The organism is Bradyrhizobium sp. USDA 4538 (assembly GCF_024171045.1).
Taxonomy (GTDB): Bacteria; Pseudomonadota; Alphaproteobacteria; order Rhizobiales; family Xanthobacteraceae; genus Bradyrhizobium; species Bradyrhizobium australafricanum.
This window is the reverse complement of record NZ_JALJZE010000001.1, coordinates 5,375,010-5,397,941: the sequence shown is the minus strand read 5'-3', so window position 1 is coordinate 5,397,941 and position 22,932 is coordinate 5,375,010. Positions and strand designations below refer to the sequence as shown.

The following is a 22,932-nucleotide window of genomic DNA, read 5'->3' as shown; positions in this document are numbered from 1 at the left end:
TCTCGAGATTCCACAAAGCGCAATTGCGCATTGGGGTTCGCGCGTGCCGCGCGCCCCGGAATGACGGTGAGAGCGGACGCGCACCATGGCCGCCTATGGTCTCTACACGCATATCGCATCGAACAAGTTTCGTTCGATGCTGCTGCTTGCCGGCCTGTTCCTGCTGATCTACGTGCTGGTCTATGCCGGCGCGCTGGTCGCGGAGGTGATGATCGATAGCGGCCGCACCGTCAACTATTACCTGACGCGGGCCTTGCGCGACCTGGTCTCGGCCTTGCCGTGGGCGACGATCGCGGCAGCGGCCTGGATCGTGATCGCCTATTTCTTCCACCAGAAGATGATCGATGCCGTCACCGGCGGCGAGAGCGTGACGCGGCAGCAAGAGCCGCGGCTCTACAATCTCCTGGAAAATCTCTGCATCTCGCGCGGCATCCCGATGCCGAGGCTGAAGGTGATAGACAGCCCGGCGCTGAATGCGTTCGCGACCGGACTGAACCGGAGCCAATACGCCATCACCGTCACCACCGGCCTGTTGAAGGCGCTGAACGATAAGGAGATCGAGGCCGTGCTCGGCCACGAGCTCACCCATATCAAGAACGGCGACGTGCAGCTGATGGTGATCGCCGTGATCATCGCCGGCGTGGTCGGCTTCTTCGGCGAGCTGTTCTTCCGCCTGTTCACGAACCTGTCGTGGAACTCGAGCGGCGGCGGTGGCGGCTGGTCGTCATCCTCACGATCGTCGTCATCCTCCTCGGACCGCGACAGCAAGGGCTCCGGTGGCGGCGCGATCATCGTGATCATCATCGCGGTCGCGCTGATCGTGCTGGCCTGGCTGCTGTCGCAAGTGGTCAAGCTCGCGCTGTCGCGCTCGCGCGAATTCCTCGCCGATGCCGGATCGGTGGAGCTGACCAAGAACCCCGACGCGATGATCTCTGCACTGCGCAAGATCGAGAACCGCGGCGAGCTGCCGGACGCCACCTCGGCGGTGATGGAACTCTGCGTCGACAATCCGCGCGAGGGGTTTGCCGACCTGTTTGCCACCCATCCCTCGGTCAAGTCCCGGGTCGATGCCCTGGTGAAATACGCCGGCGGCCACGATCCCGGACCGCTGGCGCTGCCGGACGAGACGGAGCCGCAGGATGAGCCGTCCGCGGCGGGCGACCAGCCTCCGCCGGCGACCCATGGCCCATGGGGCGATACGCCGACGGCACAGCCGGACAATCCGCCGCCGCTGCCGGACACAACTCCGAGGCAGGGACCGTTTGGTCCGCTTCAAGGTCCGCTCCAGGGCCCTTGGGGCCCGCGCCGCTGACCGCTGTAGCGGTTTGATTTGACCATGATTGTCTCGGAAAACCGCTGCGCATTTTTCCGGATCATGGCCCTAGCTTACTCAGTCCATTAAGGAAATTCCCACCAAACCGATCGTGGACGCCTTAAGGAATTGAATTCTCCCTCGTTTCTGCCATGTTCGCGCCCAAAGCAGTGTGGGGACTTGCCGATCGCCATCGCGATCGGGAGCGCGCTTTAAGGGACTTCCATGGCAAAGCCGGTTGTGATCGTGGTGGGCGCCGACAAGGGCGGGGTCGGCAAGACCACCGTCTCGCGGACGCTCCTGGACTATTTCAGTGCCAATAACGTGCAGACCCGGGCGTTCGACACCGAATCGCCGCGCGGCACGCTGAAGCGCTTCCATCCTGACATCACCGAGATCGTCGACATGACGACGACCGCGGACCAGATGAAGATCTTCGACACGCTGAACTCGGGGCCCTCGGTTACCGTGATCGACGTCCGCGCCGGCCTGTTGTCGCCCGCGCTGGCCTCGCTGCGCGATATCGGCTTCCTCGACGCGGCGCGTTCCGGCCAGATCACCTTCGCCGTGTTCCATATCCTCGGCCCGTCGATCGCTTCGCTGGACGAGATCGCCGAAACCGCCAACTTCATGAGCGGCGCGAAATATTTCCTGGTGAAGAACTTCATCAACGACACCCAGTTCTTCCAGTGGGACCAGGCGACCTACAATTCCTACTTCCACCGCATCAAGGATGCCGTGGACCTGACCATCCCGAAGCTCAACGAAATGGCCTATGAGCAGGTCGAGGTCTCCTCGGTTCCGTTCCTGAAATTCGTCGCCAACAAGGGCATCAACGACGACGCCGCCAACTACTCCTTCGTGCTGCGCGGCTATGTCCGGCACTGGCTCGCCAATGTCTGGAGCGAGTACGACCGGATCAAGCTGACCGACCTGGTCGGCGCCAAGTCGGCCAAAGGCGAAAAATAGTCGGACCTTCGACCTTGATGGGGCTGGATTAGGCGAAAATTTGGCCTGATATAGCGGACGATGTCATCGACGCCCGTTTACATCATCTGCTCGCCCCGCCCGCAGGTCGGCAAGACGCTGATCGCGCGGCTGCTCGGCGAATTCCTGCTGCTCAAGAACGGCGACGTGGTCTGCTACGACATCAATCTGAAGGAGCCGTCGCTGCTCGACTACCTGCCGCGGATCACCGAAACGGCAGATGTGATCGACACCTACGGCAAGATGCAGCTGATGGACCGCGTCATCGTCAATGACGGCATCGGCAAGGTGATCGACCTCGGCTACCACGCCTTCGACGAATTCTTCAAAATGTGCGACGAGATCGGGCTGATGAAGGAGGCGCTGCGCCGCCGCGTCTCACCCGTGATCCTGTACGTCGCCGATACCGACCGCGCCTCGGTGCGCGGCTACCAGACGCTGCTCGGCACGATCCCGCCGAATGCGCTGATCGTCATCGACAACGAGTTCGTGGTGCGCGGCGAGCTGCCGCCGGTCATGACCGCCAGCCGGGTGCTGCGCTTCCGCGCGCTGCCGGTGTTCCTGAAGACCTATATCGACCGGCTGAACTTCTCCTTCACCGGCTATCTGCGCCAGGAAAGGGATTCATCGACCGAGCTGCATCAATGGATCCGGCGGAATTACACGACGTTCCGCGATCTCGAATTGAGCATGCTGCTGCAGCGGGGATGACTCTGCTCCCTCGCCCCGCTCTTGCGGGGAGAGGGTCGGGGTGAGGGGCTGGTTCCGCAAATTCGACCGAGATTGGAGGGCGCGGAGAGTCCCCTCACCCGGATCGCATCTTCGATGCGATCCGGCCTCTCCCCGCACGCGGGGCGAGGCTAAGAGATCAATGCCCCTCGAACGCCATCAGCGTGCGCACCGGAACGTCCATCGCGCGCAGCTTGGCCGCGCCGCCGAGGTCAGGCAGGTCGACGATGAAGCAGGCGGCGACCACATTGGCGCCGATCTGGCGCAGCAGCTTCACCGCGCCCTCCGCGGTGCCGCCGGTCGCGATCAGATCGTCGACCAGGATCACGCGCTCGCCGGGCTGCACGGCGTCGGCATGCATCTCCATCTCGTCGATGCCGTATTCAAGCGAATAGGCAATCCGCACCGTGGTGTGCGGCAGCTTGCCCTTCTTGCGGATCGGCACGAAGCCGGCGGAGAGCTGATGCGCCACCGCGCCGCCGAGGATGAAGCCGCGGGCCTCGATGCCGGCGACCTTGTCGACCTTCGCCCCCGCCCAGGGATGCACCAGCTCATCGACCGCGCGGCGGAAGGCGCGAGCATCCGCCAGCAGCGTCGTGATGTCGCGAAACAGGATGCCCTTCTTCGGGTAGTCCGGGATGGTGCGAACGGTCGCCTTGATGTCGTGGTCGAAGGTCATTGGTCTCGCTCTGAGGGTCATTCCGGGGCGATGCGAAGCATCGAACCTGGAATCTCGAGATTCCGGGTCTGGTGCTAACGCACCATCCCGGAATGACGATGGTTAAACTTAGCCTTCACTTGCTACTCACATTAAGCCGGAATGCATTCTCGACAATGCGCAGGCCGACCTCGTTGCCGAGCGACATCAGCGATTCCGGATGGAATTGCACGCCGCCGACCGGCAGGGTCTTGTGCTCGATCACCATCGCGACGCCGTCTTCGGTGGTCGCGGTCACCGCCAGCACCTCGGGCACGCTGTCGCGCTCGACATAGAGCGAGTGGTAGCGGCCGATCACGATCTCATTGGGCAGGTTCCGCATCAGCCGGCCACCGCGCACCTGGACGCGCGAGGGACGGCCGTGCGCAGGCTGGCCGAGCTGGCCGAGCTGGCCGCCGAAATACGCGCCGATCGCCTGCACGCCGAGGCAGACGCCGAAGATCGGCAGCTTGTTCTCGAGCGCGGTGTCGATGGTCTTCGCGATGCCGAAATCCTCCGGGCGACCCGGCCCGGGCGACAGCACCAGGAGATCCCAGCCCTTCTTCTTGAGCATGTCCTGGGCATGGACGTGCCTGACCACGGTGACGGTGGCGCCGACCTGGCGGAAGTAATCGGCCAGCATGTGCACGAAGCTGTCGTCGTGATCGATCAGGAGCACGTTCTTGCCGGAGCCGGTGGCGTCGGGCGCAAAATCCGACAGCGGCTTCGGCGGATCGCCGCGCAGCGCCTGGAACAGCGCCGCAGCCTTGACCTGACACTCGCGATCCTCGGCGGCGGGATCTGAATCGAACAGGCAGGTCGCGCCGACTCGCACCTCGGCGAGACCGTCCTTCATCCGGATGGTGCGGATCGTGAGTCCGGTGTTGATGCTGCCGTCGAAATTCACGCAGCCGATCGCGCCGGCATACCAGCGCCGCGGCGACCGCTCGTGATCCTCGACGAACTGCATCGCCCACAGTTTCGGCGCGCCGGTCACGGTGACCGCCCAGGCATGGGTCAGGAAGGCGTCGAGCGAATCGAAGCCCGGCCGCAGCATGCCCTCGACGTGATCGACGGTGTGGAACAGCTTTGAGTAGGTCTCGATCTGACGCCGCGCCAGCACCTTGATGGTGCCGGGCACGCAGACGCGCGCCTTGTCGTTGCGATCGACGTCGGTGCACATGTTGAGCTCGAACTCGTCCTTCTCCGAGTTCAGGAGCTTGCGGATCTGCTCGGCATCGCCGATCGAGTCCGAACCGCGCGCGATGGTGCCCGAGATCGGGCAGGTCTCGACCCGGCGGCCGTCGGAGCGCACAAACATCTCCGGCGACGCGGAGACCAGAAATTCGCCGGCGCCGAGATTCATCAGCGCGCCATAGGGCGACGGATTGATGCGGCAGAGCCGCTGGAACACTTCCGCCGGCGAGCGCTCGCAGGGCTCGGCAAACAGCTGCCCGGGCACCGCCTCGAACAGATCGCCGCGGGCAAACGCCGCGCGCGCGACCTCGACGGTCGCCTGGTACTCGCCCGGGGCGTGATCGGCAAAGCCCTGCCGGCCGTTCCTGGCGTAGAGGCTCGGCGCGGTCTCCTGCGACAGGCCGGCGGTGGATTTGCCCTTCCACGCGAACTCGTAAGTGAGCGCCACGCCGCGGCCGGTGGCGCGGTCATAGGCCAAGAGGCGGTCCGGCACGTAGAGCACGATGTCGCGCTGGTCGGCCTCGCGGGCGCGCTTCTGCACGAGGTCCTCGATCTGGAACACGAGGTCGTAGGCGAAGGCGCCGAACAGGCCGAGCAGCGGATCGGCATTGGAGGTGAACGCCGCCACCATGTCGCGCACCAGCGACATCACGCTGGCGCGGCGGGTGCGCTGGTCTTCCTCGACCGGCGCGGCGCCGCGGATGATGTGGCCGGCGAGCCGCGTTGCGCTCCGCTCTGAGATCACGACGCAGGGCTCGCGCAGCACGTCGCCGAGGAAGGCGATCAGGACCTCGCCGCGCGGGTTCAGCGCCTGCAACGAGAAGTTCGTACCTGACGTCTCCAGCACCAGCGGCGGATCGGCAAAGCCGAGGTCAAAGCTCTCGTAGCGGCCCGGTACCGTCGTGCCCGAGGACAGCACCACGCCGCGGCGGCGGTCCAGTAGCGCGATCAAATCGTCGAGGCGGTTGGCGCCGCCGGTGAACTGCTCGACCACGCGCGCGACCGCAAGGCCGCCATTGGTCAGATATTCGCTTCGAGCCGGCAGGGAGAAGACTGTCCTGTTCATGTGATCCTCTTACGAGACTTGCCGAGAGAGCGCCACACAGGACAAACGAAGGGCAAATAAACTAACCATCGGTCGCACTGCGATGGCGACCTTCGACGTTTGTGAAAAAAGAAAACGCACCGGCCACCTATGAGAAGGTGGGCCACCAACGACGGGATGGGCTGGCAACGGTGCTCATGCCCGTTACTCACCACCCGGCGCGGGCCGTGTCAAGGGATGGCCCGGCAGCCATGCCCCAAGGCGGGACGCCCCCTGGACGGCATTTTCGGGGTTTGAAGGGGCAAGAAACCGCGTAGCATTTGCCGAAATGGCGGCCGGCCGGCCGCCCAAAAAACAGACAGATGGCGGAGGCGCAGATGGCGATTTTGGGTCTCGGATATGCCGGCTTCGGCTCCGACGCGCTCGACGACTGGCGGCAGTTCGGCACCGGCCTCGTCGGGCTGCAGGCGGTCGAACGCGGCAACTCGTTGCTCGCGTTCCGGATGGACGACCGCAAGCAGCGCATCGTGATCGACCGCGCCCAGGGCGAAGGCACCCGGTTCTTCGGCTGGGAGGTGGCTGACCGTGCGGCCCTCGACGCGCTGGCGGCACGGCTGGAACGCGCCGGCGTCGCCGTGACCGCTGAGCCGCAGGCGCTCGCTGACGCGAGGCGAGTACGCGGCCTGATCTCGTTTCGCGACCCCGCCGGCAACCGTCTCGAGGCGTTTCATGGCGCCGAGATCGACGACACGCCGTTCAGGCCGGGGCGCTCGATCTCCGGCTTCCGCACCGGGCCGCTCGGCCTCGGCCACGCGGTGCTGACCGTCGAGCACATCGCCCCGGTGATGAGCTTCTATGTCGACGTGCTCGGTTTCGGCTTAAGCGACTACATCGAAAAACCGTTCCGCGCCTATTTCTTCCACGTCAATGCCCGCCATCACTCGCTGGCGCTGATCGAGACCGGCACGAACGGCATGCATCATCTGATGGTCGAGCTGTTCTCGCTCGACGATGTCGGCCAAGCCTACGACGTCGCCCAGCAGGAAGATCGCGTCAACGTCACGCTCGGCCGTCACACCAACGACCTGATGACGTCGTTCTACGCGAGGTCGCCGTCCGCCTTCATGGTCGAGTGCGGCTGGGGCGGCCGCGAGATCGATCCGGCGAACTGGACACCGTTCGAGATGCATGACGGCCCAAGCCTGTGGGGCCACGAGCGGGTCTGGCTGTCGCCGGAGGACCGCGCTGTCGCGCGCGAGATGCGGATGCGCGCCGCCGCCGAGGGCAAGCGCGCACCGGTGCAGGTGATGGAAGGCAATTTCAGGCTGATGTCGGGGACCTGCCCGTGGTGGGACGGGGTGAAGGAAAGTTAAGTCTCGCCGTCGTCCCTGCCTAGTGCGCAATTGCGCACGGGAGCAGAGACCCATAACCACAGGGCGTAGTTATTTGGCGAGATGACTGCCAGCGTGCCCATTGCAAAAGCCACGGCGTATGGGTCCCGGCCTTCGCCGGGACGACGCCGGTGGTTTTGGCAATCGCCTTACCCCAGGTGCTTCTTGAAGAAGTCCGTGGCGCGGCCCCAGGCGAGTTCGGCGGCCTCGCGGTCGTGCACCGACTGGCGCTGCTCGTTGACGAAGGCGTGCTCGGCGTCATAGCGGAACAGCTCGAGCGATTTGCCGGCGGCCTTCATCGCCTTCTCGAAATTGCTGACGAGCTCCGGCGTGCACCAATCGTCCTTGTTGGCGAAATGCGCCTGCAGCGGAATCCTGACGTCGGCGGGCTTGGCGGCCTGCTCCGGCGGAATGCCGTAGAACACGACGCCCGCAGTTAGTTCCGGCACATGCACCGAGCCGATGATGGTCACCGCGCCGCCGAGACAGAAGCCGGTCAGGCCGACCTTGGCGCCGTTCTTGGCGAGATACTGCGCGGCGCCGCGCACCGTCTGCGTGGTGGCGTCCATGAAGTCGAGCGAGTTCATCTCTTTGCCCGCGGCATCGGTGTCGTGATACGGCACCACCTTGCCCTTGTAGAGATCGGGCGCCAGCGCATCGAAGCCAGCCACCGCGAAGCGGTCGCACAGGCCCTTGATCTGGTCCGACAGGCCCCACCATTCCTGGATCACGACGACGCCGGGTGCGTTGCCGCGCGCCGCATTGGCGAGATAGCCCGACGCTTCCTTGCCGTCCGGACGCTTGAAGCTGATGCTGGTACCCATGAGTTCCTCCGCAATGTTTGCCGGCTGATTGGCCGGCATCTTGTCCGCACTCGGCGGCCGACGCAATTGACGACACTGTCATTCCGGGTTCGATGCTACCGCGTCACCCCGGAATGACGGAGAGATTGCAAACAAAAAAGCCCCCGAAGGGGGCTTTTTCAAACTCGCTATACCGTACCCGAGATCAGTGGGCGTTGGCCCAGACCTTGCGCTTGGTGAAGTACATCAGGAAGGCGAAGACGACCAGGAAGAAGAACACCTGCATGCCGATCCGCTTGCGCTCCTCCATGTGCGGCTCGGCGGCCCACATCAGGAACGTGGTGACGTCATGCGCGTACTGCTTGACCGTCGCCGGCGAGCCGTCGTCGAAGGTCACCTGACCATCGGACAGCGGCTTCGGCATCTTGATGGCGTGGCCGGGGAAGTACTTGTTGTAGTACGAGCCCTCCGGGATCGTGACGCCCGCCGGAGCCTTGTCCTCGAAGCCCTGCAGGATGGCGTCGACGTAGTCGGGTCCCTGCTCCTGGTACTGGGTGAAGAAGTCGATCGCGAACTGCGGGAAGCCGCGCTTGTAGGACCGCGCCTTGGTGATCAGCGAGAGGTCGGGCGGCGCCGCGCCGCCATTGGCCGCGCGCGCGGCCTGCTCGTTCGGGAACGGCGACGGGAAGTAATCCGCCGGGCGGCCCGGACGCTCGAACATCTCGCCCTGGTCGTTCGGACCGTCCTTGATCTTGTACTCGGACGCGAAGGCCGCCGCCTGCGCCGGCGAATAGCCGGGACCGCCGGGATCGGCGAGGTTGCGGAACGCGACATAGGACAGGCCGTGACAGGCGGCACAGACTTCCTTGTAGACCTTCAAGCCGCGCTGCAGCGAGCCACGGTCATAGGTGCCGAAAGGACCGGAGAACGACCACTTCTGGGCCGGCGGCGCGTTGCCACCCTCCTCGGCCTTGGCGTTCTGGGTGCCGCCGACGAGCAGGCTGCCGGCCACGACCATCGCGAGCATCACAGAGGCCGCGGTCGCGGCCCTGCCCTTGCTCTTCGCCAGCACGTCGTCGGCGATCGAGTTCGGCACCGGACGCGGCGTCTCGATGCGGGCGAGCAGCGGCAGCACAATCAGGAAGTAGGCGAAGTAGCAGACCGTCAGGATGCGGCCGGCGATCACATAGATGCCTTCCGGCGGCTGCGAGCCGAGGTAACCGAGCAGGATGCAGACCACCACGAAGATCCAGAAGAACTGCTTGGCCAGCGGGCGATACTTCGACGAACGGGTCCGTGCGCTGTCGAGCCAGGGCAGGAAGCACAGGATGATGATCGCCGAGAACATCGCCACGACGCCGGCGAGCTTGTTCGGGATCGAACGCAGGATCGCGTAGAACGGCAGGTAGTACCATTCAGGCACGATGTGCGCCGGCGTCACGCCCGGGTTCGCCGGGATGTAGTTGTCGGCGTCGCCGAGATAGTTCGGCATGTAGAAGATGAACCAGGCGAAGAAGATCAGGAAGCAGGACACGCCGAACATGTCCTTGATCGTCGCATACGGCGTGAACGCAACGGTGTCCTTCTCGGTCTTGGCCTCGACGCCGGCCGGGTTGTTCTGACCGGCGACGTGCAGCGCCCAGACGTGCAGCACGACCACGCCGGCGATCACGAACGGGAGCAGATAGTGCAGCGAGAAGAAGCGGTTCAGTGTCGGGTTGCCGACCGAATAGCCGCCCCACAGCAGGGTCACGATGCTCTCGCCGAAATAGGGCACGGCCGAGAACAGATTGGTGATGACGGTGGCGCCCCAGAAGCTCATCTGGCCCCACGGCAGCACGTAGCCCATGAAGCCCGTCGCCATCATCAGGAGGTAGATGATGACGCCGAGGATCCACAGCACCTCACGCGGCTCCTTGTACGACCCGTAATAGAGGCCGCGGAACATATGGATGTAGACGGCGAAGAAGAACATCGACGCGCCGCACGCATGCATGTTGCGCAGCAGCCAGCCGTAATTGACGTCGCGGACGATCAGCTCGACCGACTTGAAGGCGAGGTCGGCGTGCGGCGTGTAGTGCATCGCCAGGATCACGCCGGTCAGGATCTGCAGCGCCAGCATCATCGAAAGGATGGCGCCGAAGGTCCACCAGTAGTTCAGGTTGCGCGGCGTCGGATAGGCCACGAACGAGGAGTGGATCAGGCCGAAGATCGGAAGGCGCCGTTCGATCCACTTCAAGGCGGGGTTGCTCGGTTGGAAATCAGATGGTCCGCTCATTGATGCGATCCTGAAGAAGAAAAACGACGCGATGGGTCCAAGTGGAAGCTGAAATCCCGGAGGGGCCGGGACTTAGCCGATCTGGATTTTGGTGTCGGAAAGGAAGGCGTAAGGCGGCACCGCCAGGTTGGCGGGCGCCGGCCCCTGGCGGATACGACCGGAGGAGTCGTACTGCGAGCCGTGGCAGGGGCAGAAGAAGCCGTCGTAATTGCCTTCATGGGCGATCGGGATGCAGCCGAGATGGGTGCAGATGCCGATCACGACCAGCCACTGGTCGTGGCCGGCCTTGACGCGGGCCGAGTCGGGCTGCGGATCGGGCAGGCTCGAGAGCGCCACGCTCTGGGCCTCCTGGATCTGCTTCTTGGTGCGATGGCTGATGTAGATCGGCTTGCCGCGCCAGAAGACCTTGATGTCCTGGCCCTCGGCGATCGGCGTCAGATCGACCTCGATCGGCGCGCCGGCCGCGATCGTCGCGGCATCCGGGTTCATCTGCGCAACCAGCGGCCAGACGGTGGCGGCTGCGCCGACCGCGGCGGCAGCTCCGGTTGCAACAAAGAGAAAATCACGGCGTGTCGGATGGTCCGCCGAAGACGCTGTCGTCACGATTCCTAGCCCTTTCTTTTCTGCAGCCGGTGGAACCGCCCTGGAGACGCAGGACGCGCCCCAAGAAAGGCTGCCGGCGCCCGCGGCCCCCGCGGCGGCAGAAAACCGCTATTCCCCACCCCAAATGGCGGAACAGCAGTCCAGAATCGTTCTATTGGCACCCTTGCCGGACGAGCGCAAGCCCGCTATCGGCTCGCACACGTGCAATGCACGAAATCCGCGCCGAGCGATGTTTTATTGAAACAATTTCATCCGGATTTCACAGGCCGCCCGCACCATGCAGATCGCGCTGTTCCAGCCCGACATCCCCCAGAATACAGGGACGATTCTGCGCCTCTGCGCCTGCCTGGACGTGGCAGCCCATATCATCGAACCAGCGGGCTTCGACACCTCGGACAGGAATTTCCGCCGGGCGGGTATGGACTATCTCGACCATGTGCGGTTGAAGCGTCACGACTCATGGTCGAAATTCGAGGAATGGCGGGCCGAGGCCGGATGCCGGCTGGTGCTGTTCACGACAAGGGCGGCGAAATCCTATCTTGATTTCGCGTATACGGCCTCCGATGTCCTGCTGTTCGGGCGCGAGACGGCAGGGGTGACCGACGCGGTGGTGGCCGCTGCGGATGCGCGGCTGGTGATTCCGATCCGGCCGACCATGCGTTCGCTCAATGTGGCCGTCACGGCGGCCATGGCCGTCGGCGAGGCGCTGCGGCAGACCGGTTCAGGAATCGCCGGTTCGGCAACTTAAGGGATTTTTGGTGAGCTACGCGGTCAAGGAGATCTTTCTCACCCTGCAGGGCGAAGGCGCCCATGCGGGCCGCGCCTCCGTGTTCTGCCGCTTCGCCGGCTGCAACCTCTGGAGCGGCCGCGAGCAGGACCGCGCCGGCGCGGTCTGCAAGTTCTGCGACACCGATTTCGTCGGCACCGACGGCACGCTGGGCGGCCGCTATGCGACCGCCGAAGAGCTGGCCGGCACCATTGCCGCGCAGTGGACGGGAGGCGAGGCCGACCGCTACGTGGTCCTGACCGGCGGTGAGCCGCTGCTGCAGGTCGACGCGGCCTTGATCGATGCCCTGCACGGCCACGGCTTTGCGATCGCGATCGAGACCAACGGCACCATCGCCCCGCCCGACGGTCTCGACTGGATCTGCGTTAGTCCCAAGGCTGCGGCCGAGCTCGTGGTGCGCAAGGGGCACGAGCTCAAACTGGTCTATCCGCAGGTGGAGAACGCACCGGAGGATTTCGCCGGCCTCGCCTTCGAGCGCTTCTCGCTGCAGCCGATGGACGGCCCCGACGTGATCGAGAATACCGAGCGGGCGATCGCCTATTGCCTGAAGCACCCGCAATGGCGCCTTAGCGTGCAGACGCACAAGTCGCTCGGCATTAGATGAACTAACAGAATCGGATTGTTGAACGAGATGTGGGAATTGACGAAAGCGTTTCGGTTCGAGGCTGCGCACGCGCTGTCCGGAACGACCTTTGGCACCGCCAGCGAGGAGATTCACGGCCACTCGTTTCGAGCCGAAGTTACCGTCCGCGGCACGCCCGACCCCGCGACCGGTATGGTGGTCGATCTCGGCCTGCTCGAACGCGCCATGGCCGAGGTGCAGAAGACGCTCGACCATAAGTTCCTCAACAAGATCGAGGCGATCGGCGTGCCGACGCTGGAGAATCTGTCGCGCTTCATCTGGGAGCGGCTGCAACACGCAGGCAAGCTGAGCCGCGTCAGCGTCCATCGCGACAGCTGCAACGAGAGCTGCACATACTTCGGCCCGCAAGGTTAGTCATGCTGCCAACAGACCCCGCCATCATCGAGGACCGCAAGGCGCGTGCGCGCGGCTGGTTCGAGGCGCTGCGCAACGACATCTGCGCGGCCTTCGAGAAGCTCGAGGACGACGCCCCGTCCACGCTTTATCCCGGCGCCGCCGGCCGGTTCGCGCGGACCCCCTGGGACCGCACCGACCACACCGGCAAGCCGGGCGGCGGCGGCGTGATGTCGATCATGAAGGGCCGGCTGTTCGAGAAAGTCGGCGTGCACTGCTCGACCGTGCACGGCGAGTTCGCCCCCGAATTCCGCGCGCAGATTCCAGGTGCCGCCGACGATCCACGCTTTTGGGCGTCGGGCATTTCGCTGATCGCGCATTTGCGCAATCCGAACGTGCCCGCCGTGCACATGAACACCCGCTTCGTCGTCACCACGAAGGCGTGGTTCGGCGGCGGCGCCGACCTGACGCCGGTGCTGAACCGCCGGCGCACCCAGGAGGACCCCGACACGGTCGCCTTCCACGCCGCGATGAAGGAGGCGTGCAGTGGACCGAACGGCGTCGCCGACTACGACAAGTACAAGAAATGGTGCGACGACTATTTCTACCTGCCGCACCGCAAGGAAGCCCGCGGCATCGGCGGCATCTTCTACGACTGGCACGACAGCGGCGACTGGGAGGCCGATCTCGCCTTCACCCAGGACGTCGGGCGCAGCTTCCTGAAGATCTATCCCGACCTGGTGCGGCGCAATTTCGCGGCCGCCTGGAGCGCGGAGGATCGCGACGAGCAGCTGGTCCGCCGCGGCCGCTATGTCGAGTTCAACCTGCTCTATGACCGCGGCACCATCTTCGGCCTGAAGACCGGCGGCAATGTGGATTCGATCCTGTCGTCGCTGCCGCCGGAGGTGAAATGGCCATGATGAACCTGCCGCGCGCGATGTTGATCGACATGGATGACACCATCCTGTCGGCCTATGGACGCCCCGAGATCGCCTGGAACACGATCACCACGGAGTTCGCCGCGGAGCTCGCGCCCTTGCCCCCGGATCAGGTCGCGACTGCGCTATTGGCCTACGCGCGGCAATTCTGGTCGACCGCCGAGCCGATCTGGCGGATCAAGCTTGGCGAGGCGCGGCGGCTCACCGTGAAGGGCGGCTTCGCGGCGCTTGCGGCGGCCGGTCACCGCGCGCTGCCGGACGATCTTGCGGACCGCATCGCCGATCGCTTCACCGCCTATCGCGAGGAAGAGATGTTCGTCTTCCCCGGCGCGCATGAAGCGATCGATGCGTTGAAGGCGCTCGGCATCAAGCTCGCGCTGGTCACCAACGGCGCCGCCGACATGCAGCGCGCCAAGGTCGAGCGCTTCGCGCTCGGCCATCGTTTCGATCACATCCAGATCGAGGGCGAGTACGGCTTCGGCAAGCCGGAGGAGCGCGCCTACCTGCACGCGATGGAAGCGCTCGGCGTCACCGCACCGGACACCTGGATGATCGGCGACAATCTCGAGTGGGAAGTCGTGGCGCCACAGCGGCTTGGCATCTACGCGATCTGGATGGACGTGCACGGTGTCGGGCTGCCGCCGGGATCGACCATCAAGCCCGACCGCATCATCCGCTCGCTGAGCGAACTGGTTCCTGCCGCGCGCAAATAGCGCATCGCGGCCGTTTTCCACATCAATTCCATTCAAGCTGGCGCCGGCCGTGATTTGGCTGTCATCACCGGTCGCTAGCCTGCCGCCCGCGTCATCCAGCGCGGAGGGAAAATCATGGAACTGAAACCAGGCGATGTTGTCATGCTGAAGTCCGGCGGCCATCCGATCACGGTCGTCGAAATCGACGAGGACAAGGTCGCGTGCCTGTGGATGGGTACGGACGGCGATCTGTTTCGCGAAACCTTGCCGCTTGTCGCACTCGAATCGACCGAGCTCGATCCGGAGGACGATGAAGAGGAAGACGACGAAGACGAGGACGACGCGGAAGAAGAGGACGACGAGGACGAAGACGACGACGGCGACCGCAAGAAGAAGCGCAAGGCGGCGTGAGATCCGTTGGCGCGATGCTGACTGGCAGATGCCGGCAGCATCGCCTCCATGCGACGTTCGACCGATCGTCGTTCAGCCGATCGTCACCGTGCCGCCGCTGACCACGGCGGCATCGAGACGTCGGCAAGAAAACTCAGAGAAAACTCAGAGAAAATTCAAAGCCGATGGTCGCGGGTGAAACGGGCCGCGGTCTGATCGGCGATATCAGACAGTATCTTCGGCTCCAGCGGAAAGTCCGCGGCCAACCAGGCATCCTCCGCCAGGGTCAGGACATGTCCGAGCGCCGGTCCCTCGGCAATGCCGCGCGCGATGAAATCCGACGCCCGCAACGGAAAGTGCGGCGCGCGCCAGCGCTCCGGCAGCGTGGCGAGCGCGCGCCATTGATCGACATCCTGGCCCGCGCCGGTGCGCGCCCAGGCGAGCAGCAGCCGGTCGCGATAGGGCTCCTCGTCGAGCCGGTAGAGCCTGCGCCTGGCATGGGCCTCGTCCATGCCGGGCAAGCGCCACCAGCGATGGCCCATCGAATCGAGCGCCTTGGCCTCGGCGTTGGAGAGCCGCAGCCGGCTGGCGATACGCCGCGCGTCCTCGGTCACGGCGACCGTCAGCGCGGCGAGCCTTCGCATCGCGCTCGGCGCGAGCTTCATCAGTTGCTCGATCTCGATCATCGCCGCGAATGGCCCGGTATAGGCGACGCCGCCGAACAGCGGCTGCAGCAAACCACCGTCACCAATCGCGACCACTGCACTTGCGGCGCCGTTCGCGACCACGAGCTTGAGCATCTCCATGCGGATCCGCTCGGCCGACAGGCCGCTCAAACCGGCGCGCCCGCCGATGCAGGCGAGATAGCCGGCGCGATCGACCTCGCCCGCGCCATAGGCGGCATGGAAACGGAAGAAGCGCAGGATGCGCAGATAGTCCTCGGCAATCCGCTGCGCGGGATCGCCGATGAAGCGCACGCGCCTCGCCTCGATGTCGGCGAGGCCGCCGACGTGATCGTGCACGACGCCCGAAGCGTCGACCGACAGGCCGTTGATGGTGAAGTCGCGCCGCTCGGCGTCACGCACCCAGTCGCGACCGAACGCCACCCTGGCCTTGCGGCCATAGGTCTCGGTATCCTCGCGCAGCGTCGTCACCTCGAAGGGCTGGCTGTCGACGACCAAGGTCACCGTGCCGTGCTCGATGCCGGTCGGCACGCTCTTGATGCCCGCCCGCTTGGCGCGGCGGATCACCTCCTCCGGTAGCGCCGTGGTGGCGATGTCGATGTCGGCGAGCGGAATCTGCATCAAGGCGTTGCGCACGGCCCCGCCGATCACCCGCGCTTCCTCGCCGTCGGCGTTGAGCAGGTCGAGCACGCGCGCCGCGGGCCCGGAAGCGAGCCATGGCGCGTCGGACAACAGGCGCACCTCGCTCATTTCTCAACTCCCGGCACCAGCTTGCCGTTCTCGATATGGGCGGGAACGTAGGTCGAATTCGGCGGCGCGCCAGTCAATTCGGCCAACAGCACGAAGCTCACGATGACCATCACCAGCGCCACCAGCGTCAGCTTTGCGATCATGTCGAGCGGCCATGACGCCGGCAGCGTCACGCCGGACCGCGTCGCGATGAGGAAGATGGCATAGACCGCGAAGGGGATCAGAAAGATTCCGATCTCGGTCAATACCGTGCGGATCATGACAGATATATCCGCTCATACAGCACGCGCAGGATGCCCGCGGTCGCGCCCCAGATGTAGCGCTCGGCGAACGGCATCGCGTAATAGGACCGGTCCATGCCGCGGAATTCCTTGGTGTGGATCTGATGATTCTCGGGATTCATCAGGAAGGCGAGCGGCACCTCGAACGCATCGACCACCTCCGCCTCGTTGATCGCAAGCGTGAATCCCGGCTTCACCTTGGCGACCGTCGGCAGGATGCGGAAGCCGAACGCGGTGCCATAAAGGTCGAGATAGCCGACCGGGTCGATGAATTCCCGCTTCAGTCCGACTTCCTCGCAGGCCTCGCGCAGCGCGGCATCGAGCGGCGAGGCGTCGGTGGCGTCGATCTTGCCGCCGGGAAACGAGATCTGGCCGGCATGGCTCGACAGATTGGGCGAGCGCTGCGTCAACAGCACGGTCGGCTCGGGGTGATCGACCACCGGGATCAGCACCGCGGCCGGCCGCACCGGCTGCTCCTGCGCCACGATCTCGAGCATGCGGTCGTTGCCGGAATCTCCGGTGCGCGGAATGATATGCGGATCGACCAGGCCCGGCGGCACGTCGAAAGTGAGCCGCGTGCGGGCCCGCGCGAAGAATTCCGTCGAGCTGATCGTCGCCGGCTCCACCTTCAGCAACGGCTCGTTCAAAGTGCGTCCCTCACCTGACTAGCATCGGCCATCGCGAAGAACTCGCCGCCGGACTCGATGCCGAACATCTCCTGACCATCGACCATCCGCTGCTCGCCCATGTCAACCAGATCGTAATAGAGCGCGCGGGTGACCTTGGCCCACAAATCGGCGCGGACATGCAGATAGGGCGTCAATCCGCCATCCTCGGCCGCCTCGAATCTGAGGCCGTGGCCTTTTTCGCAATCGACCCAATCGTCGACATTGGTGCGGAACCTGAGCAGGCGGCCGCGCGCGTCCTCCCCGGTCTGCATTTCCACGGCAAGGAACGGCGCGTCATCGACGCGGATGCCGACCTTCTCCACCGGTGTCACGAGAAAGTGCTTGCCGTCCTCGCGCTTCAGAATCGTGGAGAACAGCCGCACCAGCGCGGGGCGGCCGATCGGCGTTCCCATGTAGAACCAGGTGCCGTCAGGCGCGATTCGCATGTCGAGATCGCCGCAGAATGGCGGATTCCACAGGTGAACCGGCGGCAGGCCCTTGCGTCCGGCCGGACCCGATGTCGCAGCTTGATTGGCGGCCGTGGTGAGCCCTTCGAGACCCTTGCTTCCGAGGCCCGTAGTTTCCCTGCCGGAATCGCTCTGCCCTTGCTTCGCCATTGTTTGCCTTAAGGTTTCCTACCTTCAATCTGGCACGTTTGGTGCACATATCCTGAGATGTGGTCGGGATGTCATTCTCGCCACATCGTGATGCCGTTCATACCCTGAAACACCGATAAGGTGGGGATAGTTTAATTCAACGAATACATGGCCTTCGCTCAGGTTTAGCATGAGGGCCGAGATGACGACAGATGATGACGACGCGCCGATGTGCGCGCATCGTCAAAAAGGAGCGGATCGAATGGCTGGTGCAGACAGCGTCGAGAAACTGGAGGATGTGATCGTCCGTTCGGCCGAGCAGGTCGCGGGCCAGATCAAGGCCGCCAAGGAAGCGGTCTCCACCGTCATCTTCGGCCAGGAGCAGGTGATCGAAAACACCCTGGTGACGATCCTGTCCGGCGGCCACGCGCTGTTGATCGGCGTGCCCGGCCTCGCCAAGACAAAGCTGGTCGAGACCCTCGGCGTCACGCTCGGCCTCGATGCCAAGCGCATTCAGTTCACCCCCGACCTGATGCCGTCGGACATTCTCGGCGCCGAAGTGCTCGACGAGAGCTCGGCGGGCAAGCGTTCGTTCCGCTTCATCGCAGGTCCCGTGTTCGCGCAGCTGCTGATGGCCGACGAGATCAACCGCGCCAGCCCGCGCACCCAGTCGGCGTTGCTGCAAGCCATGCAGGAGCAGCACATCACCATTGCCGGCGCGCGGCATGATTTGCCAAAGCCGTTCCACGTGCTCGCGACGCAGAACCCGCTCGAGCAGGAAGGCACCTATCCGCTGCCCGAGGCGCAGCTCGACCGCTTCCTGATGGAAATCGACGTCGACTATCCCGATCGCGACGCCGAGCGGCGCATCCTGTTCGAAACCACCGGCGCCGAAGAGGCAGCGGCCAAGCCGTCGATGGACGCGGAGACGCTGCTCACCGCGCAACGCCTGGTGCGGCGCCTGCCGGTCGGTGATTCCGTGGTCGAGGCGATCCTGACGCTGGTCCGCGCCGCGCGTCCCGGCACCGAGGGCGGCGAGGCCGGCAAGCTGATCGCATGGGGCCCGGGTCCGCGCGCCAGCCAAGCCTTGATGCTCGCGGTGCGCGCCCGTGCATTGCTCGACGGGAGACTCGCGCCGTCGATCGACGACGTGCTCGATCTCGCCGAGCCCGTGCTCAAGCACCGCATGGCGCTGACCTTCTCGGCGCGCGCCGAGGGTCGCACCATTCCCGACGTGATCAAGCAACTGAAGACCCGGATCGGTTGATGGCCGCAGACAACAGGCACCAGAACGAGGAGATCCTTGCGGTTCGACGTGCCGATGGCGAAAGCCGAACGCTCGCCGCATCGCTGCCGCGTCTGGTGCTTGAGGCCCGCCGTGTCGCTGCCAACGTCATCCATGGCCTGCACGGCCGCCGCCGCGCCGGCTCGGGCGAGAATTTCTGGCAATACCGCCGCTTCGTCTCCGGCGAGCCGTCGCAGCGCGTCGACTGGCGCCGCTCGGCACGCGACGACCATCTCTATGTCCGCGAGCAGGAGTGGGAAGCCGCGCACACGGTGTGGATCTGGCCCGACCGCTCGCCGTCAATGGCCTTTGCCTCGCGCGAGGCGCGCGACAGCAAGCTGGAGCGCGGACTGATCGTAGCCTTCGCGCTCGCAGAGTTGCTCGTTGCGGGCGGAGAACGCGTCGGCATTCCCGGCCTGCTGAACCCGACCGCAAGCCTCAACGTGATCGACAAGATGGCGGAAGCGATGTTGCACGACGAGAAGACGCGCGCGAGCCTGCCGCCGTCCTTCGTGCCATCGTCGCTGGCCGAAGTCGTCGTGTTGTCGGATTTCTGGTCGCCGATCATGGAGATCACGGCGATGCTGGCCGGGCTTTCCTCCTCCGGCGCGCACGGCACCCTGATCCAGGTCGTCGATCCCGCCGAAGAGACCTTCCCCTATTCCGGCCGCGTCGAATTCGTCGAGCCGGAGATCGGCAGCGTCATCACCGCGGGCCGCGCCGAGAGCTGGGCGAGCGATTATGTCGCCCGGGTCGCGCTGCATCGCGACCAGATCCGCGGCGAGACCAATCGGCTCGACTGGCTGTTCTCGACCCACACCACCAGCCGCTCCGCGGCCGAGCTGCTGCTGTTCCTGCATGCCGGCATGATGGTGAGCAAGGGCGGTGGCCGCTCAATAGTCAAGGCGGGACGCAGCGCATGATCGCAGGCCTCCCCCTCTCCTTCGCCGAACCGCTGCTGCTGCTGGGGCTGGTCAGCCTGCCGGCGCTGTGGTGGCTGTTGCGCGTGATGCCGCCGCGGCCGCGCCGGATCGAATTCCCACCGACGCGGCTGTTGTTCGACATCGCGCCCAAGGAGGAGACGCCGTCGCGCACGCCGTGGTGGCTGACGCTGCTGCGGCTCGCCGCCGCCGCGCTCGTCATCTTCGCCGCTGCCGGCCCGATCTGGAATCCGCAGACCGGCGTTGCCGCCGGTAAATTGCCGCTGGTGATCCTGCTCGACGACGGCTGGAGCGCGGCCTCGAGCTGGGACGCGCGGATCAGGGCCGCGGACGAACTGATCGCCAACGCCGACAGCGACCGCCGCGGCGTCGCGCTGGTGCCGCTGTCCGAGCCCGCGCGCGACATTACGCTGATGCCGGCCGGCGCCGCGCGCGTCGCGCTGCGCCAGCTCGCGCCGAAGCCCTACTCGGTCGATCGGGTTGAAACCCTCGGCGCTCTTGGACGTTTCCTCAAATCGACCGGCGACTGCGACATCGCCTGGCTGTCCGACGGCGTCGACACCGGACGCGGCAGCGAATTCACCGAGGGGCTCGGCAAGGTGATCGAGAGCCGCAATCTGACGATCTATGCGGGCGGAGCGCAGTCGGCGCAGGCATTGGTCGCGGCCGAGAACGCCGCCGCCAAGATGACGGTGAAGGTGCTGCGCACCGAGAGCGGCATCGCGGCGGGAACGGTGCGCGCGGTCGACGCCAAGGGCTCGCCGATCGGCGAGGCGCGCTACACATTCGGCCCGCAGGATCGCGAGACCGAAGCCGCCTTCGATCTTCCGGTCGAATTGCGTAACGACATCGCGCGGCTCGAAATCTCCGGCGAGCATTCGGCCGGCGCCGTGCAGCTGCTCGACCGACGCTGGCGCCGCCGCGCCATCGGCGTGGTCTCGGGTGCGAGTAACGACACCGCGCAGCCACTGTTGGCGTCGACCTTCTATCTCTCGCGCGCGCTGTCGCCATTCGCCGATGTCAGGCTCGGCGATCGCGGCGCGCCGCAGCAGGTGATCGGGCAATTCCTCGACCAGCGGCTGCCGATGATCGTGATGGCCGACGTCGGCACGCTATCGCCGGAGATCCGCGACCGGCTCAATGCCTGGATCGAGCAGGGCGGCGTGCTGGTGCGCTTCGCAGGTCCGCGCCTCGCCCAGGCCGATGACGACCTCGTTCCCGTCAAGCTCCGCCGCGGCGGACGCACGCTCGGCGGCAGCCTGACCTGGGAGAAGCCGCAGCACATGGCCTCGTTCGCCGCCGATGGCCCGTTCTCGGGCCTCACCGTGCCGAAGGACATCACCGTCAACCGCCAGGTGCTGGCCGAGCCCGACGCCGTGCTCTCGACCAAGAGCTGGGCCTCGCTGGAGGACGGCACGCCGCTGGTCACCGGCGAGCGTCGCGGCAAGGGCGTGGTCAGCCTGTTCCATGTCGGCGCCGACATGCGCTGGTCGGATCTGCCGATGTCCGGCACCTTCGTCGAGATGCTGCGCCGGCTGATCGACATGTCCGGCTATACCTCGAAGCCCGGCCCCGGCGTCGCCAGCGATCCCAATGCCGAGACGGTTGCGCCGCTGCGCACACTCGACGGCTTCGGCATCTTCGGCCCGCCGCCCTCGAGCGCCAAGCCGATGTCGGCGGACTATCGCGATCGCGGCACGGCCGACCATCCGCCCGGCTTCTACGGCACTGCCGAGAGCCCGATCGCGGTCAACACGCTCGCCTCCGCCGATCGCATCGCGCCGCTCGACACCTCGGCCCTGCGCGCGACGCGTGCGAGCTACACCAACGCCGAGCCGCGCGATTTGCGCGGCATCATGCTGTCGACGGCGCTGGCGCTGTTCCTGCTCGATGCGATCGTGGTGGCCATGCTCGGCGGCGGCCTTGCCGCGCTGATCCGGCGGCGCGCGGCACCGGCCGTGCTCGCGTTGGCCTTCATCCTTGCGACCACGATGGTGCCCTCGCCGAGCCGCGCGCAGAACGCCAGCAGCGACGACTTCGCCATCAAGGCGGTGTCGCAGACGCGGCTGGCCTACGTCGTGACCGGCAATGCCGACGTCGATTCCATCGTCAAGGCGGGGATGTCCGGACTGACGCTGTTCCTCGGACAGCGCACCGCGCTGGAAGCCGGCGATCCCGTCGGCATCGATCCCGCGCGCGACGAGCTGGCGTTCTTCCCCCTGATCTACTGGCCGATCGTGCCGGGCGCGCCGAAGCCGCCGCAGGACGCCATCAACAAGATCGACGCCTACATGAAGCAGGGCGGCACCGTCATCTTCGATACCCGTGACGCCGTCGAAGCGCCGCCGGGGGACAACGGCTCATCGCAAACGCCCGGCATGCAGACGCTGCGCGAATTGCTGTCGACCCTCGACGTGCCCGAGCTCGAGCCGGTGCCGCGCGAGCACGTGCTGACCAAGACGTTCTATCTGCTGCGCGACTTCCCCGGCCGCTTCAATTCCGGCCAGACCTGGGTCGAGGCGCTGCCGCGCGAAGACGACGACGAGGCTGCGCAGCGCCCGGCGCGCGGCGGCGACGGCGTCTCGCCGATCATCATCACGTCGAACGACCTCGCCGGCGCCTGGGCGATCCGCCCCGACGGCCAGCCGATGCTGCCGCTGACGCCGGGCGAACCGCGCCAGCGCGAATTCGCCTTCCGCGCCGGCGTCAACATCGTGATGTACACGCTGACCGGCAACTACAAGGCCGACCAGGTGCACGCGCCTGCCTTGATCGAGCGGCTGGGACAATAGAGATGCAAGTGCTTCAGCTGCCAACACCGTCATTCCGGGATGGTCCGAAGGACCAGACCCGGAATCTCGAGATTCCGGGTTCGATGCTTTCGCATCGCCCCGGAATGACGG

The 22,932-nt window shown here is 65.6% G+C and carries 22 protein-coding genes; 13 read left to right on the top strand and 9 right to left on the bottom strand.

The window, feature by feature from the left end:
- Window positions 1-85 precede the first annotated feature (85 nt).
- The 3 genes from J2R78_RS24405 to J2R78_RS24395 all read left to right on the top strand — a co-directional run bounded on the left by J2R78_RS24405 (window position 86) and on the right by J2R78_RS24395 (window position 3,010).
- Window positions 86-1,312 carry a M48 family metalloprotease gene (locus J2R78_RS24405; protein ID WP_253607130.1) on the top strand — a complete coding sequence of 409 codons (1,227 nt, stop codon included), beginning with the start codon at window positions 86-88 and terminating at the stop codon, window positions 1,310-1,312.
- Window positions 1,313-1,537: 225 nt separating this feature from the next.
- Entirely contained in the window at window positions 1,538-2,281 is a 744-nt protein-coding gene (locus tag J2R78_RS24400) for a hypothetical protein (RefSeq protein ID WP_016839706.1), read from the top strand.
- 60 nt (window positions 2,282-2,341) lie between these two features.
- Window positions 2,342-3,010, top strand: coding sequence for a hypothetical protein (locus J2R78_RS24395; RefSeq protein ID WP_076830282.1), 669 nt, complete (start codon window positions 2,342-2,344; stop codon window positions 3,008-3,010).
- A 157-nt stretch (window positions 3,011-3,167) separates the two neighbouring features.
- On the opposite strand, the gene J2R78_RS24390 is transcribed toward J2R78_RS24395, so the two are convergent.
- Both J2R78_RS24390 and J2R78_RS24385 read right to left on the bottom strand, forming a co-directional pair.
- Entirely contained in the window at window positions 3,168-3,707 is a 540-nt protein-coding gene (locus J2R78_RS24390) for an adenine phosphoribosyltransferase (protein WP_018273383.1), read from the bottom strand.
- A 115-nt stretch (window positions 3,708-3,822) separates the two neighbouring features.
- A complete protein-coding gene (locus J2R78_RS24385) occupies window positions 3,823-5,988 on the bottom strand; it encodes an anthranilate synthase component I (protein WP_253607129.1) in 2,166 nt (721 codons plus the stop codon).
- Between the two features lie 356 nt (window positions 5,989-6,344).
- Between J2R78_RS24385 and J2R78_RS24380 the strand changes: the two genes are divergently transcribed.
- Entirely contained in the window at window positions 6,345-7,340 is a 996-nt protein-coding gene (locus J2R78_RS24380) for a VOC family protein (protein WP_225647783.1), read from the top strand.
- Window positions 7,341-7,507: 167 nt separating this feature from the next.
- On the opposite strand, the gene J2R78_RS24375 is transcribed toward J2R78_RS24380, so the two are convergent.
- From J2R78_RS24375 to petA, 3 genes are all read right to left on the bottom strand, one after another.
- Complete coding sequence (locus J2R78_RS24375; protein ID WP_026193257.1) at window positions 7,508-8,182, bottom strand: dienelactone hydrolase family protein; 675 nt, start codon at window positions 8,180-8,182, stop codon at window positions 7,508-7,510.
- A gap of 184 nt (window positions 8,183-8,366) precedes the next feature.
- The gene (locus tag J2R78_RS24370) at window positions 8,367-10,439 is read right to left on the bottom strand and encodes a cytochrome c1 (RefSeq protein WP_026193258.1); all 2,073 of its coding nucleotides are present in this window, start codon (window positions 10,437-10,439) and stop codon (window positions 8,367-8,369) included.
- Between the two features lie 72 nt (window positions 10,440-10,511).
- A complete protein-coding gene (gene petA / locus J2R78_RS24365) occupies window positions 10,512-11,042 on the bottom strand; it encodes a ubiquinol-cytochrome c reductase iron-sulfur subunit (protein ID WP_016839713.1) in 531 nt (176 codons plus the stop codon).
- 277 nt (window positions 11,043-11,319) lie between these two features.
- Here petA and J2R78_RS24360 point away from each other — a divergent pair, with 277 nt between their 5' ends.
- The 6 genes from J2R78_RS24360 to J2R78_RS24335 all read left to right on the top strand — a co-directional run bounded on the left by J2R78_RS24360 (window position 11,320) and on the right by J2R78_RS24335 (window position 14,846).
- The gene (locus tag J2R78_RS24360) at window positions 11,320-11,790 is read left to right on the top strand and encodes a tRNA (cytidine(34)-2'-O)-methyltransferase (RefSeq protein WP_168855845.1); all 471 of its coding nucleotides are present in this window, start codon (window positions 11,320-11,322) and stop codon (window positions 11,788-11,790) included.
- Between the two features lie 10 nt (window positions 11,791-11,800).
- Window positions 11,801-12,433 (top strand): 7-carboxy-7-deazaguanine synthase, encoded by a 633-nt coding sequence (gene queE, locus J2R78_RS24355; protein ID WP_092085949.1) that lies wholly within the window; start codon window positions 11,801-11,803, stop codon window positions 12,431-12,433.
- Between the two features lie 27 nt (window positions 12,434-12,460).
- Entirely contained in the window at window positions 12,461-12,826 is a 366-nt protein-coding gene (locus J2R78_RS24350; RefSeq protein ID WP_057016983.1) for a 6-carboxytetrahydropterin synthase, read from the top strand.
- 2 nt (window positions 12,827-12,828) lie between these two features.
- On the top strand, window positions 12,829-13,725 hold the full coding sequence (gene hemF, locus J2R78_RS24345) for an oxygen-dependent coproporphyrinogen oxidase (protein ID WP_200844447.1): 897 nt from the start codon (window positions 12,829-12,831) through the stop codon (window positions 13,723-13,725).
- On the top strand, window positions 13,716-14,456 hold the full coding sequence (locus J2R78_RS24340; RefSeq protein WP_253607128.1) for an HAD family hydrolase: 741 nt from the start codon (window positions 13,716-13,718) through the stop codon (window positions 14,454-14,456). Before hemF ends, J2R78_RS24340 begins: the two co-directional genes overlap by 10 nt.
- Window positions 14,457-14,597: 141 nt before the next feature.
- Window positions 14,598-14,846 carry a DUF2158 domain-containing protein gene (locus J2R78_RS24335; protein ID WP_225647785.1) on the top strand — a complete coding sequence of 83 codons (249 nt, stop codon included), beginning with the start codon at window positions 14,598-14,600 and terminating at the stop codon, window positions 14,844-14,846.
- A gap of 155 nt (window positions 14,847-15,001) precedes the next feature.
- Here J2R78_RS24335 and J2R78_RS24330 read toward each other — a convergent pair whose 3' ends face one another.
- From J2R78_RS24330 to J2R78_RS24315, 4 genes are read right to left on the bottom strand one after another with little or no spacing between them, the layout of a single operon-like run.
- The gene (locus J2R78_RS24330; RefSeq protein WP_253607127.1) at window positions 15,002-16,258 is read right to left on the bottom strand and encodes a CCA tRNA nucleotidyltransferase; all 1,257 of its coding nucleotides are present in this window, start codon (window positions 16,256-16,258) and stop codon (window positions 15,002-15,004) included.
- A complete protein-coding gene (locus J2R78_RS24325) occupies window positions 16,255-16,518 on the bottom strand; it encodes a DUF6111 family protein (protein ID WP_253607126.1) in 264 nt (87 codons plus the stop codon). The genes J2R78_RS24330 and J2R78_RS24325 overlap by 4 nt, the downstream gene beginning before the upstream one ends.
- Complete coding sequence (locus tag J2R78_RS24320; RefSeq protein ID WP_371852161.1) at window positions 16,515-17,150, bottom strand: CoA pyrophosphatase; 636 nt, start codon at window positions 17,148-17,150, stop codon at window positions 16,515-16,517. The genes J2R78_RS24325 and J2R78_RS24320 overlap by 4 nt, the downstream gene beginning before the upstream one ends.
- Window positions 17,151-17,182: 32 nt before the next feature.
- Complete coding sequence (locus J2R78_RS24315) at window positions 17,183-17,824, bottom strand: DUF1285 domain-containing protein (RefSeq protein WP_016839726.1); 642 nt, start codon at window positions 17,822-17,824, stop codon at window positions 17,183-17,185.
- A 241-nt stretch (window positions 17,825-18,065) separates the two neighbouring features.
- Here J2R78_RS24315 and J2R78_RS24310 point away from each other — a divergent pair, with 241 nt between their 5' ends.
- From J2R78_RS24310 to J2R78_RS24300, 3 genes are read left to right on the top strand one after another with little or no spacing between them, the layout of a single operon-like run.
- The gene (locus J2R78_RS24310) at window positions 18,066-19,070 is read left to right on the top strand and encodes a MoxR family ATPase (protein ID WP_038386028.1); all 1,005 of its coding nucleotides are present in this window, start codon (window positions 18,066-18,068) and stop codon (window positions 19,068-19,070) included.
- Window positions 19,070-20,011, top strand: coding sequence for a DUF58 domain-containing protein (locus J2R78_RS24305; RefSeq protein ID WP_253607125.1), 942 nt, complete (start codon window positions 19,070-19,072; stop codon window positions 20,009-20,011). Before J2R78_RS24310 ends, J2R78_RS24305 begins: the two co-directional genes overlap by 1 nt.
- Window positions 20,011-22,821: a DUF4159 domain-containing protein gene (locus tag J2R78_RS24300; RefSeq protein WP_253609896.1), complete on the top strand. Its 2,811-nt coding sequence runs from the start codon at window positions 20,011-20,013 to the stop codon at window positions 22,819-22,821. Before J2R78_RS24305 ends, J2R78_RS24300 begins: the two co-directional genes overlap by 1 nt.
- Window positions 22,822-22,932: the final 111 nt, after the last annotated feature.